Origin of the sequence: Hydrogenobacter sp. T-2 (assembly GCF_033971325.1) — a bacterium.
In the GTDB taxonomy this organism is placed as follows: Bacteria; Aquificota; Aquificia; order Aquificales; family Aquificaceae; genus Pampinifervens; species Pampinifervens diazotrophicum.
Genome location: NZ_CP117180.1, coordinates 1,054,878 through 1,068,827, shown reverse-complemented (window position 1 = coordinate 1,068,827; position 13,950 = coordinate 1,054,878). Strand labels below are relative to the sequence as shown.

The window sequence follows — 13,950 nt, the reverse complement described above, 5'->3', positions numbered from 1 at the left end:
TACATTATTTAAACATGGTTTTAAGGTTGAAAATAAGAAGACAGGAAGGGACAAAAGAAGCCTACTATCAGAGATTTGAAATACCCTATCAAGAAGGGATGACCCTTTTGAGTGCCCTTCAGAAGATAAAAGAGGATATAGACCCATCCCTTAGCTTTAGGCATTTTTGCAGAGCAGGTATATGTGGCACATGCACCATAATGGTAAACGGGTTTCCAAAGCTCGCCTGTAAGGAACAAGCACTACCTTATGCACTTTTTGGAGAAGAAGTGCTAATAGAACCAATAAGAAACTTCAAGGTTATAAGAGACCTCGCAGTGGACAACGAAGGAGTTATAGAGAGGGTAAAAAGCCTTAGGCTCTGGATAAGGGAGCAAGCCAAGGACCCAAGAATAAACCCAGAGCTAAGCAGAAAAATAGAGAACTCTGCGGACTGCATACTTTGTCTTGCTTGCCAGTCTTATTGTCCACAGGTGCTCGAGGAAAACTACGCAGGACCCTTGTTTTTCGCCAAACTCTTTAGGTTTTTCCAAGACCCAAGGGAAGAGGAAAAGGAGCTAAGAGTAAACCAAGCCATAAAAGAAGGGAATCTCTACCACTGCCTTTCCTGTAATAAGTGCAACCTTGTATGTCCAAAGGAAGTAGAGCCTGCAACCCTTATAAGGGAGCTTATGCAAAGTATGGATGTGGCTTCTTAGTCTTTTGCTCCTATTCTCTTTTGCCTTTTCCAGTCCAGAAGAGCTTATAGAGTCAGAGGTCTACAGGCGTTTTGGCGATAGTGTAAAGGTTCAAAGTGTCAGACTTTTTGCACCTAAGAACTTGGAGGTTGAAAGAATTGAGCTAGATATGGAATACGGCAGGAGCAGAGCGGTTGCTTATCTCTATTCTGGCAAGGAGAGGTATCAGGCTGTTATAAATGCCTTGTGGAAGGTAAAGGTCTTTATAGCACTCGAAGATATCCCACAAGGTAGTCCTATACACCCAGAGCAGTTTAGGACAGAGGAGAGGTTTATGAAAACCATTCCATCAGACCTAAGGCTAAGTCCAGAAGACTTTGAAAAATACATGGCATCCACACGCATAACCAAAGGAACTATGCTAAGGAGGTCTCTTCTCAAGGAAGTGCTTGCGGTGAAAGGTGGTGATTTAGTTGAAGTGGTATACAGAAGTGGTTTCCTTGAGGTGAGCTTTTATGCAGTGGCGGTGGATTCTGGCACAGTGGGAAAGATAATACGCATAAGGAGAGAAGATAAAATGCTCAGAGGAAGGGTTGTCTCAAGGGGCAAAGTGGAGGCTTTGCCATGAAGGAGGAGTTCTCGGCAGATGGTATGTTGATAGGAGAGGAAAGGGTGTTGCTTATAAAAAATCCCTCTGATGTTTGGACTTTCCGAGAGCATTTCATCCACTGTGTAGAAATAAAGTAAGTAAGTCTTAGCGATAAACAGCCAAGCAAGGGAAAAGCATAACAATACCACAAGGAGTTCAATGAGCTACTCAAAGACCTAATGGCTCAAACCATCGGCAAAACGCTACAGGCAGAATTGGACGAATTCCTTGGCTACAAAAACACAAACGCCCCCATAACACTAACTCCACAAATAGCTCATACAAAAAACTGCTCTGTCCAACAATGCAAATTTTAAACTCCCATCAAAATTCCACTTCCTGTTTATACTATATTACATATACCTTAAGTTCCCAAATTAAGAAATAGATTTATTATCCATACCTTAAACACAACCTCTTTCCTTATGTTCTCAAATTTTACATGACTTACATACTCGCCAAACCATCGCTTGAATACAGAAAAAAAGCTCTCTACAAGCCATCGCTTGCCATAACCACTCGCTTCTTTCCACACCCTCTTACTTCTCCTTATTAGCCTTATAACCTTATCCCTCGCTATATTTCCACTTATCCTCGCAGATGACCTCGGCAATATACACGCCTCTATTCCTCTCTCATGCATGTCCCTGAATATCCTGTGTGTGTCATAGCCTCCGTCCGCTATTACCTTCTCTACTCTCTTGCACTTCTCTTTAGCTTTCTGCCTTGCTGTCTCTACAAGCTCCTCTGCCTTCTGGCTATCATGTGTCTTCTCATCAGTTACTTCAACACTAACCACCTGCTTGCTATTTATGTCAAAGGCTACGTGTAGCTTTATCCATCCCTTCCTTGTCCTCCTACCATGCTTTTTTCTAAGCCACTCTCCTCTGTTTGTGACCTTTAACCCAGTTGAGTCAAGCACTATGACAAAGTCATCTTGTAGCTTTTCTATCTGTGGCAGGTCTTCAAGGTTTATCTCTTCTTTTGTTAATCTATAATGCAGTGTTCTAAAGTTGGGGATGGTAACGCCCAAGGAGGAAAAGATTTTTCTTGCCAATCCTTCTGTCTGTCTATATGGTAGTCTGAGGGAGAATTTTAGGAGCAAGAGTAGGAATATGAGTGCTTTTGGGTATGTGTATGGTCTTCCTCTTTTTGGCTTTGTGTCTGGAGTGGTCGGGCTTCCGAAAAGGGATAGGTCAATAAGCATTTCCCCTCTCTTAACCAGTTCCTTGTTATAGTCCCTGTTTCTCATCTCTTTCCTACCTTATTAAAGAGATTATATCTTATACAAAGCAACAAAAAACCATAAATACACCCTCAGGTCAAATCAAAGTCTCTATAGCAAGAGACAGACTATCCGAGTTTGAACCCACGCTTGTCCCAAAAGGTGAAAAAGTCCTGCTTAAAGAACTCCAAGAAAAACTCTTCCTCCTATACTCTAAAGGCTTATCTACAAGAGATATACAAAACATCCTTGAAGACATATACGGCACAAGACTTTCTGCAAGCACCATATCAAGGTTAACTGACAGAACAACGCCAGAAGTCAGAGACTGGAATAGACACAGATGGCTACAAGGAAATACCTGGCTTTCGGCTTTCAAGACAGGAAAGTGCCAGCCTTTGGGTAAATGTCTTGAATGACCTCAAGGCAAGAGGAGTAGAGGACATACTTGTAGTGGTAAGCGACGAGCTAAAAGGTATACAAGAAGCAGTAAGGAGCGTATATCCCATAAGCGACCATCAGAAGTGTCTGGTTCACAAGGTAAGGAACAGTCTAAAGAAGGTCAAATACAAATTATATCTTCCCATCTCCTAATGCTTTTTCATAAAGGGATGCTACGCTATTTGAATTTTTCAACCGACGTATGCCTTTAATTATAAGGGTGTGTGTCTTATATTATTCTCATGTGTGGAATCTTTGGAGTTTTTAACGCCCAGCATGCGGAAAGATACGCCTTCTATGGTATATACGCACTTCAGCACAGGGGGCAGGAAAGTGTAGGTATAGCTGTCTCTGACTACGAAAGCATAAAGGTGGTAAAAAAGCCAGGGCTTGTGCTTGAAGCCATTAGAAAAGAGGACCTCCAAAACATGTTTGGATACCTTGCTATAGCTCATGTGAGGTATTCCACCGCAGGGGACTCTGGAGGCGTAAACTCCCAGCCTATTGTAAGAGAAACTTCCTTGGGAGTATGTGCAGTAGTTCACAATGGGAATTTGGTCAACTACCTTCCCCTAAGGGCGGAACTTGAAGCTAAGGATGTAAAGCTCTTTCATACCTCAGACACGGAGCTTTTCCTTGCTTTGCTTGAGGAGGGGGAGTTTCTACCAGAGAACATAGACATACATCCCATTGATAGAGAGCTTCTTCCAAAAATCTTTTATGTGCTTTCAAGGGTGAAGGGTGCCTATAGCCTTATTTATCTTTTCAAGGATAGGCTTGTAGCAATAAGAGACCCTATGGGCTTTAGACCCCTTTTGATGGGAAGGCTAAAGGATACCATTCTTTTTGCCTCTGAAAGCTGTGCTTTTGATATATTGGGTGGAGAGCTATGGAGGGAGGTAAAGCCGGGAGAGGTGATAGTGGTAGACCAGCAAGGTATAAGGAGCTACTTTCCCTTTAGGTCGGAAAGGAGGGCTATGTGCGTTTTTGAGCTTGTATACTTTTCAAAGCCAGAGAGCTTTGTTTTTGATAACTGGGTCTACAGGGCACGCAAAAGGATGGGAGAGCTTCTTGCCTATGAGGACCAAGTGCAGGCAGATGTGGTTGTTCCTGTTCCAGACTCTGGAGTTGTGCCTGCCATAGGATACTCTCAGGCAAAGGGTCTGCCCCTTGAGCTCGGTCTTATTAGAAACCACTACGTAGGTAGGAGCTTTATAGAGCCTACGCAGGAGCTAAGGGACATAAAGGTGCTTATGAAGCTAAGCCCCAACAGGGCGGTGCTTGAGGACAAAAGGGTGGTGGTTATTGACGACTCTCTGGTGAGAGGGACTACCTCAAAGAAGATAGTGAGCATGCTAAGGCGTGCAGGAGCAAGGGAGGTGCATATGCGTATAGCGTCTCCACCAGTTATAGGACCTTGCTACTACGGAATAGACACACCCACAAGGGATGAGCTAATTGCCAACAGAATGAGCGTAGAGGACATAAGAAAGTTCATAGGTGCGGACTCTCTTAAATACCTTTCCCTTGAGAGCTTAAGGTCTGTGGTGGAAAGCCCTCAGGATTTTTGCGATGCCTGTTTTAGCAACCATTACCCTCTTGAGGTGGAAGGAACTGCACTCAGGATGCGTTGAACCGTCTCAAGAACCTCCCTTAGTTGAGAGAGAGGTATCATATTAGGACCATCAGAGAGGGCTTTGTCTGGGTCTGGGTGGGTTTCCATAAAGAGACCGTCCACACCCACTGCAGTTGCAGCGCGTATTAGAGGAAGCACAAACTCCCTCTGCCCTGCGGACCTGTCTCCTGCACCACCAGGGAGCTGAACGCTATGGGTTGCGTCAAAGATAACCTTTGTAAACTCCCTCATTATTACCAAACTTCTAAAGTCCACCACTAAGTTGTTGTATCCAAAGCTCACACCCCTTTCCGTTATGTGGTAGTCCACAGCCCCTGCAAACTTGAGCTTTTCCACAATGTTTTTCGCATCCCAGGGTGCAAGGAACTGGCCCTTTTTCACGTTAACAGGCTTTCCACTTCTGCCAGCCTCCAAGATAAGGTCTGTCTGCCTACACAAAAAGGCAGGGATCTGCACTATGTCTACCACCTCTGCGGTAGGCTTTACCTGCCAAGTTTCATGCACGTCAGTGGTTATCTTCAGACCAAACTCTTCCTTTACCCTCTGTAAAACCCTTAAGCCAGCCTCAAGCCCAGGACCTCTAAAAGACCTGTGAGAGCTTCTGTTAGCCTTGTCAAAGGAGGACTTGAAAACAAACTCAAAGTCTGTGAACTCTTCTGAAAGCCTTTTTATATGCTCTGCGGTTTGCATTACCACCTTTTCGCTTTCTATGACGCAGGGACCCACTATGATAAGCATGCTTTAAAATATAACACCCAATGGTTCTTTTGGTGAAGATAGGTTCAAACCTCATACAGACCCAAGAAGGGGATATAGACCTTAGCTTCCTCTCAAAGCTCGCAAGGGATTTAAAAAAGCTAAGGGATATGGGTTATAAGACCCTTATAGTGTCTTCGGGTGCGGTGCTCTGTGGAGTAAAAAAGCTAAAACTTTCCCATAGACCCACGGACTTAGGCACAAAGCAGGCGGTCGCAGGAGTAGGACAGGCTTACCTTATGCACCTATATGACATGGTCTTTTCCAACTATGGGCTTACGGTAGGTCAGGCTCTTCTTACCGCAGACATATTCAAGGACAGGGAGAGGTTTGAGAACGCAAAAAACGCCCTAAACAGTATGCTATCCCTTGACATAGTGCCCGTTATAAACGAAAATGATACTGTAGCCATATCGGAGCTACTCTTTGGAGACAACGACTTCCTTGCAATTCATACCGCATACATGATGAGGGCGGAACTTATAGTTATCTTTTCTACCGCAGGAGGTTTGCTGGATGAAGAGGGGAGGGTAGTCCCCGTGGTGGAAGAGGTGGAGAAGGTCCTTCACCTTGTTAAAGGCGTCAACTCCCAGTTTGGCACTGGGGGTATGCTAAGCAAGATAACCGCATCAAGGATAGCGGTAAGGCTCGGTATACCAGTGGTTATAACAGGTAAGGAGGATAGCCTGCTTGATATCCTTGAAGGGAAGACAAAGGGGACATACTTTAAACCCTCTGAAAAGCCTCTCAAAGAGGGGAAAAAAGCCCTCGCTATGCTCGAAGAACCAAAGGGTGCAATATACATAGACGAGGGTGCATACAGAGCCATAAAGCAAGGTAAAAGCCTTCTCCCTGCGGGTATAAAAAGGGTGGAAGGGAGCTTTCAAAGGGGAGACGTGGTGGTGCTATACGATGAAAGGAGCTTTCTCGTGGGAAAAGGAAAGGTGAACTTTAGCTCAGAAGAGGTGCGTAAGGTAGTTGGCAAGAGGGGAAAGGAAGTAAGGGACATACTAAAGACTTCCTTTGAAGAGGTGGTGCATACTGACAAACTTGCTATATTTTAAAAAATAATGATAAGGGAGGACTAGAGAAAAATGAAACCTGTGGAGATAGCCTTTAAGAATTGGTTGGATCGTAAAGGGTATCCTTATATATTTGTGGAGCAAAGTCGTAACACGTTTTCCGCATTCTTCAGAGGAGAAGTAAAAAGACCCGATTTTTTAATCGCAATGCCTCACTTCGGTATTATAGCCGTAGATACGAAAGGTCGCTCTAGAGAAAAGGAGCCTAAATACACTAATTTTGGGCTACCTTTAGAAGAGCTAAATAAAGCTCTTAACTTCTCAAGAATTTTCAGAATACCCTATTGGTTTGTATTTGGACAGGAGGTTAACAATTTCGGAGTTTGGTATTGGATTCTCGCAGAGAAAATAGCTACTTTACCTCATAACGAACAATTTTGTGAAATAAGCATAACTGAATGTATAATTATGCAAGCAAACATAGATGGACTGGAAAGACTTTCGATACAGGTTTAGAGTTTATAAATACCCCGCCTCAACACCTATACATGCATTCCAAACCACACCTATCTTGTCCTTATACTTTTCTATGACCTCTAAATTCTCACAACCGGGCTGTAGCCACACACATTTAGCACCCACCCTTAGGGCTTCCTCAAAAATGGGTCCTATGTGTGCTGGATTCCTGAAGACATTTACAATATCTATAGGCTCTGGCACTTCAGAAAGGGAGGAAACCACCTTATGACCCAGTATTTCCTCTCCTGCATACTTGGGGTTTATAAGATAAACCTTATGCAAACCCTTTGATATTAGCCTTTCAGTTACATAGTATGAAGGTCTCTCTGGGTCTGGAGATATACCAACTACCGCCACAACCTTTGACTCTTTTAATACTTGCAGAGCATCGTCTTGATGTGGATGATGAAGTTCCTTCATGGGAAGTATTATACTACATATATGGTAAAAATCGGTATAACAATAGGCGACCCTGCGGGAGTTGGACCTGAGCTCATAGTAAGGCTTTCCAGATACTTTGACCCTCAAAAGGCATACATAATATACGGAGAGAAGAAGATAATACAAGCGGTCAAAAGGGAGCTAAGTGTGGACTTTGAATTTTCGGAGATATACACGGTAGAGGAGATTAAATCTCCTGGTGTATATATAGCGGACTTAAACATAAGCGAAACAGATAGACCATTGCCATCTTTGACATCAGGAAAAGTGGCGGTTGCATACCTGGGAAGGGCGGTGGTGGATGCTGTTTATGGAAAGATACATGGACTTTTGACCATGCCTATAAACAAATTCTGGGCAAAGCTGGCAGGGTTTTCCTATGAGGGGCAAACGGAGTTTTTAGCTCAGGCTTGCAATGTGAGAGAGTATGCTATGCTCATGTATTCGGAAAAGTTAAGGGTAGTGCCCTTTACCACACATATACCTCTAAGAGAAGTGCCAGAGAGAATAAGAAAAGACGATATCCTTAAGAAGGTAAAGCTAATAGACAGAGAGTTCAAAAGACTTTTTGGACTTGAGCCAGTAGTTGGCATTCTTGGTCTTAACCCCCATGCGGGTGATATGGGGGCTATAGGGGAAGAGGATATGAAAGAGATTGCACCTGCGGTAGAGGCTCTAAAGGAGGAAGGCTACAAGGTTGAAGGTCCTCTCTCTCCGGATAGTGCCTTTTTGAACATAAACTACGATGTTTATCTGTGTATGTATCATGACCAAGGGCTTATACCTTTTAAAATGCTCGCCTTCAGGGAAGGTGTGAATTTAACGCTTGGAATACCCTTTGTGAGAACCTCCCCAGACCATGGAGTAGCCTATGACATAGCTTGGAAGGATATAGCGGATGAAGGTCCATCTCTTAGTGCCCTCAGATTGTGTGAAAGGTTGGCGGAAAAGGTATGGGAATAAAAAAGAGAGTGAGCCTCAGCTTGGCTTTTTCCCTTGCCTTTACCCTTGCGGTTTCCTTCCTTACTCTCTACCTAATATCCTCCCAGATACTTGAAAGGAGGATTAAGGAAACTTATAGGCTCGTATATGATAACTACAGAGAGCTATTAAAAAGAGAAGAGAAAAACCTCTCCATATTGGTGAGCTACGTTCCACCCTATTCCACTTACTACTACAGAGAAATACTTTCTGAGACTAAATGCGAAGAGGTAGCCTATTACCGTATAACTTCTACTGGACCTTACTACGGTATAAGCAGGCAATACCCTGAAGGCTGCTTCTTTATGGGTGTAAACCTTGAGGAAATACTTAGGTTTATGGAAAGCCTGATGGGTATAGATTGGGTGATATATTACGACAGAGAGTTCGTCCCTGAGATTTCAGGGGGAAACTTAGATGCTTTCATGAAAGACAAGGTGGTTATAAGCAATATGGTTATTGATCGGTTTTCTAAGCAGTACGTCCTTACTCTGACTCTCAATGTGAGAGGATACATGCTTTACGGTAGCTTTCTTGAAAAAATCCTACTTATGGAAGTTCCCCTTACAAACATAAAGGGAGTGCCCATAGGTAGGGTTATTCTTATTAAAGATGTTTCAGCACTATATAGGGAAGCTTACATGGTCTTTCTTGTGCTTGCCCTTTACTCAGTGTTTGTGCTGTCTTTTCTTGCAGTGGTGCTCTTTAGGATAGTATCTACGGTAGTAAACAGAATAGTTTTCCTAAAAGATATAACTGCAAGAATAGAGAAAAAGGACTTTACAGTAGCACATCTCCTTGAAAACTCAAAGGAACGATGGAAAGATGAGGTTTATGAGCTAAAACACAGCATATACAACATGGCTTTAAGTCTAAAATCTACCTTTGAAGAGCTTGAAAAAAAGAAATCTGAACTTGAACAGCTTGCATATTACGACCCGCTTACTGGACTTCCCAATAGAAGGTTCTTCTTTGACCATGCAAACCTTATTCTCGAAAGCTCAAAAAGATACGGAAATCCCCTCAGCCTTCTCATCATAGATATAGACCACTTTAAAAAGATAAACGACACTTACGGACATGAGGCTGGTGACCTTGTGTTAAAGAGCTTTGCGGACATTTTGAGAAAAAACATAAGACAATCAGACCTCTCCGCAAGGCTTGGAGGAGAGGAGTTTGTTCTCCTCATGCCCAACACAAATCTCCAGCGGGGTAAGGTGGTTGCGGAAAGGATCAGGTCTGCTTTCCAAAATAGTCTTATAGTTTACGAGGGAAAAGAAGTAAGAGCTACTTTGAGTGTTGGCCTGGCAGGTTATAAGGCAGGTGTGGAAAGCATAGACGACATTATAAGAATGGCGGATGAAGCCCTTTACAAAGCCAAGGAGTTGGGAAGAAACAGAATAGAGGTTTACGACGCTTAAAATATGGCCACTTCAAAGACTGGATTGGACAAAGCCCTAAGCATACCAAACTTTATCGCCTTGCGAACCGTGTCCTCAAATTTTCTGTCTTTGAACCTTATAAAATGGTGAAAAAGCACACCGCTTGCCTCAAGACCAAGCCCCCTGTCAAGAAGAAGTTTTTCAGACCAGCTTTTTATGGTCTGAGACTTGAGAAATCTATTCCTTGAGTTTAACCCTCTGCTTTTCCCTAATCCAAGGAACTGATAACCGCATACGCTTTCTTCCTTTAGGAAAACCTTTACCAGTTTGCCCTCCCACTCAAAACTAAAAGAGCCATCTGAGTCTTCAAAAGTTCCTCCACTTCCTGCAGTGGCGCTTCTTGTCTTTACCGCATTGTAGTCCACAAGCCCTGGGTTTTTAACTTTTAGCCCTGCCATATTAAAGCCTGCTATTGCCCCTCCTTGCTGTGCGGGTGGGAAAAGTGCTATCCAGCGGTGGTTTCCCCAAGCATCTATACCAGAGCATATATCACCCGCTGCATATACATCTGGGTCTGAGGTTTGTTGATATCCGTTTACCAATATACCACCCACAACTCTACCAGTTGCTTCGTTTATATGGAGCTTTATGTCAGTGTCCGCCACAAGGTTAGTTCTTGGTCTTACGCCCGTTGAAAGAATAACCATATCCGCCCTTATAAACTTGCTCTTGTCCGTGCCATTTGGTCTTATCTCAACCGCTTCCACCCACTGGTCTTCACCGTGTATGGCTACCACTTGATGGTTTAGATAAAAGTGAATGCCTTCCTCCTCAAGAGGCTTCATATACTTGTCCGCCATAAACTTGTCCAACATCCTCGGAAGAACCCTGTCAAAGAACTCTACCACATGCACCTCAAGACCCATATGCCTCAAAGTTTCCGCATCCTCTACACCTATAGGACCCGCACCCACTATAACCACGCTTTTGACCTTTCCAGAGAGAACCCACTCCCTTATCCTCTTTGCATCGTAGAGGTTCTTGGCGGTGGTTACTCCACCGAGCTCAACCCCCGGTATGGGTGGCACAAAGGCGTAAGCTCCAGCAGCCAAAAGGCACTTGTCATAGGGTATCTCCTCCCCGCCTCTGACAATAACAACCTTTCTCTTATTGTCTATTCCCACCACTTCCTTTTTAGGTCTGAAGTCTACCTTATACCTTTCGTAAAAGTCAAAGCCTCCCTTATAAAAAAGGGCTTCTTCGGATATGTCTCCTCTTATCACATTTTCCATGCAGTTAGGTGCGTATGTGGGAAACTCCTCATCAGAAAGCACTATTATGTCAGAATCCTGGTCCACCTTCCTAAAGGCTTCTATGGCACTGGCAGAAGCTGGTCCGTTTCCTACTATAACCACTCTCATCTTTCACTAAGTTTAAGAATATACTCCAAGCATGTCCTCACGCCAAAGCCTGTGCCACCCTTTGAATAGTAGGAGAACTCCTCTCTTAGATGTGCAGGTCCTGCAATGTCAAGATGCACCCACTTTATTCCCTCACCCACAAACTCCTCAAGGAACATGGCAGCAGTTATGGCACCTCCGTAGCGACCTCCAGAGTTAAGCACATCGCCTTCACCTTTCTTTATCTTTTCTCTAAGTCTTTTGTCATCCATGGGTAGTTTCCACATGCCTTCTCCTGTAAGTTTTGAAAGGCTTAGAATTTCCTCCCCAAACTCATCATCATTGGTAAACAACCCCGCAGTGTATTCTCCAAGGGCTACCATACAGGCACCAGTCAGTGTTGCCATGTCTATTATTCTTGACACTCCAAGCTTTGAGGCGTAAGACAGGGCGTCCGCAAGGGTTACCCTTCCCTCCGCATCCGTATTGTCTATCTCTATGGTTTTTCCGTTCATAGCCCTTATTATGTCATCGGGTCTGTAGGCAGTCCCGCTTGGCATATTCTCCGCAGCACCAAAGATGCCATGCACTTCCACTTGAGGCTTTAACTGTGCAAGTGCTTTCATTATTCCTATAACCGCACAGGCACCAGACTTGTCCATCTTCATGGTTCTCATGTAGTCTCCAGTCTTTATGTTAAGCCCACCGCTGTCAAAGGTAAGCCCCTTACCCACTATGGCAATTTTCTCCTTTGGCTCACCCTGAGGTCTGTATACCATATGGACAAACCTCGGCGGAGTTGCGGAACCCTTTCCTACGCTCCACAAGGCTTGCATACCCATCTCCTGAATTTCCTTCTCATCGTATACCTTACACTCAAGCCCATACTCCTGTGCGACCCTTTGTGCGATATCCGCAAGGCTTATAGGGTTTATGACATTTCCAGGCTCATTTACAAGGTCTCTTGTAAAGTTCTGTGCCTGAGCGAAAACCTTCCCCACTTCCACCGTCCTTGAGTCCGCGCCGTGTATATAAACCTCCTCAAGTTTTTGGTCCTTCTCCCCCTCCTTCTTTGTCTTATACTTATCAAAACGGTAGCTTCCAAGGATTGCACCCTCAGTAATCGCCTTACTGAGCCTATAGTCAAGGCTTCCCGCATATATGTGCAGAGTTTTGAACTTGTCCTTGTTTGCCCTCTTAGAGGCTAAGGCGGAAGCAATCCTGTAGCTATCCTCACCTGCCTTTTCCTTCTTCCCAAGCCCTACCGCATAAAAGACCCTTACATCATCGCCCACCAACAGGCTAACCTTTGCAAGGGTCTCCTCTTTACCCTTAAAGTCCTCCGCAGAAAGCATCTTCTCCACTTGTCCTCTAAGAGAACCAAGAAAATTAAGGTTTTCTCTGTCATCTTCAAAGAGAAAGATGGCGATAGGTTCTTTTACTTCCTCTACTTTAAACTCTCTTGCTTCTACTTTCATCTTTCACCTCCAGAGATATAACTATTCTAATTCAATCTTGGCTTTGAGCCTTTCGTAGATTTTGATTAAAGACTGCCTCTTGCTGAATATTCTATTTATAGTCTCTACCAGCTCTTCTTCAAGTAGGCTATAATCGTGATTGACCGCATTTCTGAGCTCCCTTAACTCAAACCACTCCTTTAAAGAGTCAACTATGCCTAATTTCTCCGCAAGGTTTATCATATCTATAGGATACATAACATCCACATCGTAGCCTACTTTTCTTAGATAAATTCTGAGTGGTTTCCCAAGGAGTTCTTGTAGCTTTGCTATCCTGTATATAGAGGCATCTATGAAAACTTTGCTCTCAACTTCCGTATTGTAGTAGCTTTTCAAAGGAAACAAGTGAGAAATTTTCTCTTCAAGTTTTTCCAAAAATTCCACATTCCTCCCACAGGCTTCAAGATAGTATGAACGCTCTTCCTTCATAGCTTTATGCCTTCCGCAAGGGCTTTCTTGTGAATTGGTAGCTCTCCCTTTTCTGGGTTATAGTAAACCGCGTCAATCTTCTGCTGTCCTATCCTCTGCCAAAGTTTATATATAAATTCAAACTTTTTCTCGACAAACTCCTTAGGCGTCATAGAGGTTTTAACCAAAAGGTCTATATCTCCACCGCGTCTGTTTGGGTCAAGCCTTGAGCCAAAGAGAACGATTTCCACATCTCTGTCAAAAACTTCATAGGCAGTTTCCTTTATGGCTTTTATTTCTTCCTCTGATAGCCTTAAATTCATTCCTCCTCTTGAGGTATGCTTTCTCTTTTCATGGCTACTTTGCCCGTCCTTGCCATCTCCTTTATGCCAAAGGGTCTAACAAGTTCTATAAAGGCGTTGACCTTATCCTCTGTTCCTGTTATCTCAACGCTGTAAGTTTCTGGAGAAACATCTACTATCCTGCACCTGAATATCTCTACGAGCCTAAGCACCTCGTCCCTTGCCCTCGGTGTGGCGGTATGAACCTTTATAAGTGCAAGCTCTCTTTCCACATGAGGCGTGTCTGTTAAGTCTTTTACCTTTATGGTATCTATGAGTTTTCTAAGCTGTTTTACCACTTGGTCTATTACCACATCATCGCCTATTACTTCAAGGGTCATACGAGAGATGCCCTTTTCGTGAGTTTCTCCCACAGAAAGGTCTTCTATGTTGTATCCCTTGCCTGCTATAAGGGTTGCAATGCGAGCAAGAACACCAAGCTCATTACGCACAGTAAGGGTTATTATGTGCTTACGCACTTCTCCCTTTTTCACCTCCCTGAAGATGGGAGTTTTTACCGCATTAAGCTCAGCACTTCCGATGGTGTCTGCCATC

At 43.8% G+C, this 13,950-nt stretch carries 17 protein-coding genes; 9 read left to right on the top strand and 8 right to left on the bottom strand.

Translation table 11 applies throughout. From position 1 onward, the window contains the following. The first annotated feature begins 14 nt into the window (after positions 1–14). Genes IAE16_RS06165 through IAE16_RS06155 form a run of 3 tightly spaced genes read left to right on the top strand, consistent with a single transcriptional unit; the run spans position 15 to position 1,424 of the window. Entirely contained in the window at positions 15–698 is a 684-nt protein-coding gene (locus IAE16_RS06165; RefSeq protein ID WP_323699887.1) for a succinate dehydrogenase/fumarate reductase iron-sulfur subunit, read from the top strand. Continuing rightward, complete coding sequence (gene flgA / locus IAE16_RS06160) at positions 685–1,305, top strand: flagellar basal body P-ring formation chaperone FlgA (RefSeq protein WP_323699886.1); 621 nt, start codon at positions 685–687, stop codon at positions 1,303–1,305. The genes IAE16_RS06165 and flgA overlap by 14 nt, the downstream gene beginning before the upstream one ends. After that, positions 1,302–1,424 (top strand): hypothetical protein, encoded by a 123-nt coding sequence (locus IAE16_RS06155; RefSeq protein ID WP_323699885.1) that lies wholly within the window; start codon positions 1,302–1,304, stop codon positions 1,422–1,424. The genes flgA and IAE16_RS06155 overlap by 4 nt, the downstream gene beginning before the upstream one ends. A gap of 266 nt (positions 1,425–1,690) precedes the next feature. On the opposite strand, the gene IAE16_RS06150 is transcribed toward IAE16_RS06155, so the two are convergent. Next, positions 1,691–2,578, bottom strand: a complete 888-nt coding sequence (locus IAE16_RS06150; RefSeq protein ID WP_323699884.1) for an IS5 family transposase — start codon at positions 2,576–2,578, stop codon at positions 1,691–1,693. A 273-nt stretch (positions 2,579–2,851) separates the two neighbouring features. Between IAE16_RS06150 and IAE16_RS06145 the strand changes: the two genes are divergently transcribed. Beyond that, positions 2,852–3,145, top strand: coding sequence for a transposase (locus tag IAE16_RS06145; RefSeq protein WP_323701639.1), 294 nt, complete (start codon positions 2,852–2,854; stop codon positions 3,143–3,145). A gap of 89 nt (positions 3,146–3,234) precedes the next feature. Then, positions 3,235–4,626: an amidophosphoribosyltransferase gene (gene purF, locus IAE16_RS06140; RefSeq protein ID WP_323701638.1), complete on the top strand. Its 1,392-nt coding sequence runs from the start codon at positions 3,235–3,237 to the stop codon at positions 4,624–4,626. Here purF and kdsA read toward each other — a convergent pair. Then, entirely contained in the window at positions 4,584–5,366 is a 783-nt protein-coding gene (gene kdsA / locus IAE16_RS06135) for a 3-deoxy-8-phosphooctulonate synthase (RefSeq protein WP_323699883.1), read from the bottom strand. The two genes, purF and kdsA, sit on opposite strands and share 43 nt — an antisense overlap. Before the next feature lie 20 nt (positions 5,367–5,386). On the opposite strand from kdsA, the gene proB reads away from it, so the two are divergent. Further along, entirely contained in the window at positions 5,387–6,448 is a 1,062-nt protein-coding gene (proB, locus tag IAE16_RS06130) for a glutamate 5-kinase (RefSeq protein WP_323699882.1), read from the top strand. A gap of 30 nt (positions 6,449–6,478) precedes the next feature. Then, a complete protein-coding gene (locus IAE16_RS06125) occupies positions 6,479–6,922 on the top strand; it encodes a hypothetical protein (protein ID WP_323699881.1) in 444 nt (147 codons plus the stop codon). 3 nt (positions 6,923–6,925) lie between these two features. On the opposite strand, the gene IAE16_RS06120 is transcribed toward IAE16_RS06125, so the two are convergent. Further along, positions 6,926–7,345 (bottom strand): CoA-binding protein, encoded by a 420-nt coding sequence (locus IAE16_RS06120; RefSeq protein ID WP_323699880.1) that lies wholly within the window; start codon positions 7,343–7,345, stop codon positions 6,926–6,928. Between the two features lie 21 nt (positions 7,346–7,366). Between IAE16_RS06120 and pdxA the strand changes: the two genes are divergently transcribed. Together pdxA and IAE16_RS06110 are read left to right on the top strand one after the other, a co-directional pair. After that, positions 7,367–8,329, top strand: a complete 963-nt coding sequence (gene pdxA, locus IAE16_RS06115; protein WP_323699878.1) for a 4-hydroxythreonine-4-phosphate dehydrogenase PdxA — start codon at positions 7,367–7,369, stop codon at positions 8,327–8,329. After that, positions 8,320–9,768: a GGDEF domain-containing protein gene (locus IAE16_RS06110; protein ID WP_323699877.1), complete on the top strand. Its 1,449-nt coding sequence runs from the start codon at positions 8,320–8,322 to the stop codon at positions 9,766–9,768. Before pdxA ends, IAE16_RS06110 begins: the two co-directional genes overlap by 10 nt. Here IAE16_RS06110 and IAE16_RS06105 read toward each other — a convergent pair. The 5 genes from IAE16_RS06105 to ilvN are packed head-to-tail and all read right to left on the bottom strand — an operon-like array spanning position 9,765 to position 13,949. Then, on the bottom strand, positions 9,765–11,150 hold the full coding sequence (locus IAE16_RS06105) for an NAD(P)/FAD-dependent oxidoreductase (protein WP_323699876.1): 1,386 nt from the start codon (positions 11,148–11,150) through the stop codon (positions 9,765–9,767). The two genes, IAE16_RS06110 and IAE16_RS06105, sit on opposite strands and share 4 nt — an antisense overlap. Further along, entirely contained in the window at positions 11,147–12,607 is a 1,461-nt protein-coding gene (locus IAE16_RS06100; RefSeq protein ID WP_323699875.1) for a leucyl aminopeptidase, read from the bottom strand. The genes IAE16_RS06105 and IAE16_RS06100 overlap by 4 nt, the downstream gene beginning before the upstream one ends. A gap of 21 nt (positions 12,608–12,628) precedes the next feature. Beyond that, positions 12,629–13,075, bottom strand: coding sequence for a hypothetical protein (locus IAE16_RS06095; RefSeq protein WP_323699874.1), 447 nt, complete (start codon positions 13,073–13,075; stop codon positions 12,629–12,631). Then, positions 13,072–13,377 carry a nucleotidyltransferase domain-containing protein gene (locus tag IAE16_RS06090; protein ID WP_323699873.1) on the bottom strand — a complete coding sequence of 102 codons (306 nt, stop codon included), beginning with the start codon at positions 13,375–13,377 and terminating at the stop codon, positions 13,072–13,074. Before IAE16_RS06090 ends, IAE16_RS06095 begins: the two co-directional genes overlap by 4 nt. Beyond that, the gene (ilvN, locus tag IAE16_RS06085) at positions 13,374–13,949 is read right to left on the bottom strand and encodes an acetolactate synthase small subunit (protein ID WP_323699872.1); all 576 of its coding nucleotides are present in this window, start codon (positions 13,947–13,949) and stop codon (positions 13,374–13,376) included. The genes IAE16_RS06090 and ilvN overlap by 4 nt, the downstream gene beginning before the upstream one ends. Position 13,950: the final 1 nt, after the last annotated feature.